Raw genomic sequence first — 3305 nt, 5'->3', positions numbered from 1 at the left:
GACAAGAGCCTCAGACGCCTGCGCACCGATTACATCGATCTCTATCAGGTGCACTGGCCCGACCGCGCCGTGAGCGCCTTCGGCTCGAATGCCACGATCTTCCGCAATGTGCGCGAGCCCGAGCACAGCATCGAATCCATCCTCGACGTGCTGGCCGAGCTGGTGACGGCAGGCAAGGTGCGTCATGTCGGCGTCTCGAATGAATCCGCCTGGGGCACGATGCGTTATCTCGCCCATGCGGAGCACACGGATGCGCCGCGCGTCGCCTCGATCCAGAACGCCTATTCGCTGGTCAACCGGACCTTCGAGGTCAATCTCGCCGAACTCGCCATGCGCGAGAATGTCGGGCTGCTGGCCTATTCACCGCTCGCACAGGGCTATCTCACCGGCAAATATGCCGGCGGCGCGCTGCCCAAGGGATCGCGCAAACAGCTCTTCGAGCGGCTCGCGCGCTACGAGAAGCCCGCCGCCATGGCCGCCTACGAGGCCTATGTCGCACTCGCCCGCGAATACGGGCTCGACCCGGCACAGATGGCGCTCGCCTTCGTCACCAGCCGCCCCTTCGTCACCAGCAACATCATCGGCGCGACCACGATGGAGCAGCTGAAGAACAACATCGATTCAATCGATGTGACGATCACGCCCGAGCTCGAGGAGCGTATCGACGCGATCCACCTGCAATATTGCAATCCGGCACCGTAAGGGGTGCGTGCGGGGATCAGGGTTTGCCGCTTGTCACCGGACGGCCCTTGACCGGTTTGCCGGTCACCTTCCGGGGCGCAGCGCTCGCGGCATTGCCCCCGGGCGTCTTGCGCGGAAAGGATTTGCCGTCGGCGGATTTGCCGACGGATGTGCCCACGCTCTTGCCCACCGCCTTGCCGACAACCTTGCCCTTCGCCTTGGCGTCGCCCTGCCCCGACGCCGTCGCCGCGCCCATATGCACCATGGGACGCGGCGTACCGTTCATCTGACCGGCCACGCGGTTGACCATGTCGCGCATGGCGCCGGCGAGGGAGATCAGACTGCCGCGCGCACCGCTTCCCGGCTCCGGCGCACTCTCCGGAATTCCCGTCTTGCTGGTGGATACCGCCGGTGCGGGCGCATGCGCAGCGGAAACCTCCGGTTCGGGTTTCGCCTTCTCCCTGCGCTTTTGCGCCGCGCCGGACTTGGCCTGCGAGACGGCGTAATGCACGACCCGGCGCGCGGTCTCGGGCTTGAGGCGCTGGAAGACGTTGTAAGCCTCTTCGAGCAGTTCGACCGAGGGCTGGCGTCCGCTGCGCTTGCCCAGCAGCGTCTTGAAGTTCGGCCACGTCAGACCCGCTGCCGAGGCGATGAAGAGGATGGCGTCAAAACGAGGCGCATAGAACGCGTTCACCACCTTGCCGAGATCGATACCGACCTTGTCGGCGATCGCGGCCATGACGTCCTCCATGCGGTTGCGCTTGATCCACTGGACGAGCTCGGCCTCCTGGACCGGCTGATCCTTGCCGCGTTCCTTGATGAACTGGCGCGCCATGTCGAGATCGGCCGCGAGGAATTCGCGCCCGCGATCGGGGACGAATTTCTTCTGCATGTCGGCGATCACCGAATCGATCGCCTTCTCCATCCGCTCGCCGAGCTCGTCGACCAGCGTCTGGCGGACCTTGTCGCGCACGGAATCAGCGAGCTTTTCGACCTGCTCCGGCGTCAGCTCGCCGCGATAGTTGAGCGCATCCTGGATCTCGGGGTCGTCCTGCGAGCGCGCCATCAGCCGGGCGAAGCCGTCATCGGAGAAACGCGCGCCCTCGTTCGTGGCGAGCGCGCGGATGGGATCGTCCTCGTCGCGGGCGATGATCGAATCCGTGACGCGCTCCGAGAGGCTGTTTCGGCGCGATACGGCCAGCACATGCATGGCGCTCTTGGTCTCCACCACGAAGATCAGATCGTCATCGCCAAGCTGTTCGGAGCGCCCGAGCACCGGGGTCGCAACTTCGTAATTGTCGTCGAAGGCGAGCTCGCGCACCATCTTCAGCGGCGCGCGCGGAATGTCGGCCAGGCGCTCGGAAACCGCGTAGCGTACGCGGAAGTCGACGTCCTTGGCGAGCCGCAGCATCACCTCGTCGAAAGTGGCGATCACGTTCTCGTCGAGCCAGCGGGCATTGTCGACGAAGAGATTGGTGATCTGGCGCAGCATCGCCATGCGCCGGCGGCGATCGGTGCCGGCGAGGATGTCGTCCACCTCTTCGATCATTGCTTGCGCAGGGCTCATCGATCATCCATCGGGTTCGGACCGTGACCATAGGTTACCGCGTCAGGAGTTTCATAAGAGTGAATTGAACCGCGCACGTATTGAAAATTGTTCAAAATTGTTCAGCGCAATCGTTTCCGTGCCGCTCGGGCGACGAATGGTGCGTGGAGAACAGGGTCGGTCCCGTTTCCGCACCTTGCGCCCTCTGGTCAATCGTACACAATGAGTGTGCTGGGGAATGACGGGAGGCGCCGATGCCACGCTTGTTCGCAGGTTTCGAAATCCCCCCGGATCTCGTCGAACGGCTCGCGCTGTTTCGCGCCGGCCTGCCGGGTGCGCGCTGGATCGATCCGGAAAATTACCATCTCACCCTGCGTTTCATCGGCGATGTCGACGGGCATGTGGCGCACGAGATCGATACCGCGCTCGCCGAGATCCGCCCCCGCGCGCCAGTGGCGGTGACTTTCGAGGGATTTGACGTGTTCGGCGGCGAGCGCCCGCATGCGCTGATCGTGCGTGCGAAACTTACCCGCGAACTCGCCGATCTTCAGGGCGAGATCGAGCGGCGCCTGCGGAAGGCCGGGCTGGCGCCGGAAAAACGCAAATTCGTGCCGCATGTCACGCTGGCGCGGCTACGCGGCGTCGAGCCGCTGCTCGCTGCCGATTACATCGCACGCCAGGGCCGGTTTCCGGATCTGCGCTTCGAGGCCGGCCATATCAGCCTGTTCTCGGCCCGTGACATCACCGGCGGTGGGCCCTATCTCGTGGAAGCGGCATATCCGTTCGCAGGAATGGCTCTGGCGGCCAATCGCTAGGCCTGCCCCGTCACGGGTGCGCCGGCAAAAGACATTCGCGCAGCATGAAAGGAAAGACCCATGTCCGGTGAGCGGCTCAGCAATGCGGAACTCGACGATCTCTTCGAAACGCTCGAGGGCTGGGAGAAGGTCGATGGTCGTGAGGCCATCCGAAAGACCTTCGTCTTCGCCGATTTCGTCGACGCGTTCGGCTGGATGAGCAAGGTGGCGCTGACCGCCGAGAAGATGGATCACCATCCCGAATGGTACAACGTCTACAAGAC

General features: G+C 64.0%; 4 protein-coding genes. 3 read left to right on the top strand and 1 reads right to left on the bottom strand.

The window, feature by feature from the left end:
* On the top strand, positions 1–702 hold a 702-nt coding region (locus VKP01_RS12400; RefSeq protein ID WP_324412735.1), incomplete at its 5' end, for an aldo/keto reductase.
* A gap of 16 nt (positions 703–718) precedes the next feature.
* On the opposite strand, the gene VKP01_RS12395 is transcribed toward VKP01_RS12400, so the two are convergent.
* Positions 719–2248, bottom strand: a complete 1530-nt coding sequence (locus VKP01_RS12395) for a DUF2336 domain-containing protein (protein WP_324412733.1) — start codon at positions 2246–2248, stop codon at positions 719–721.
* 233 nt (positions 2249–2481) lie between these two features.
* On the opposite strand from VKP01_RS12395, the gene thpR reads away from it, so the two are divergent.
* Complete coding sequence (thpR, locus tag VKP01_RS12390; RefSeq protein WP_324412731.1) at positions 2482–3042, top strand: RNA 2',3'-cyclic phosphodiesterase; 561 nt, start codon at positions 2482–2484, stop codon at positions 3040–3042.
* A 60-nt stretch (positions 3043–3102) separates the two neighbouring features.
* The coding region (locus tag VKP01_RS12385; RefSeq protein WP_324412729.1) for a 4a-hydroxytetrahydrobiopterin dehydratase at positions 3103–3305 on the top strand (203 nt) is incomplete at its 3' end.

This window comes from Saliniramus sp. (assembly GCF_035311605.1).
In the GTDB taxonomy this organism is placed as follows: domain Bacteria; phylum Pseudomonadota; class Alphaproteobacteria; order Rhizobiales; family Beijerinckiaceae; genus Saliniramus.
Note: the sequence above shows the minus strand (reverse complement) of the source record. Positions and strands in the feature narration are given on the sequence as shown.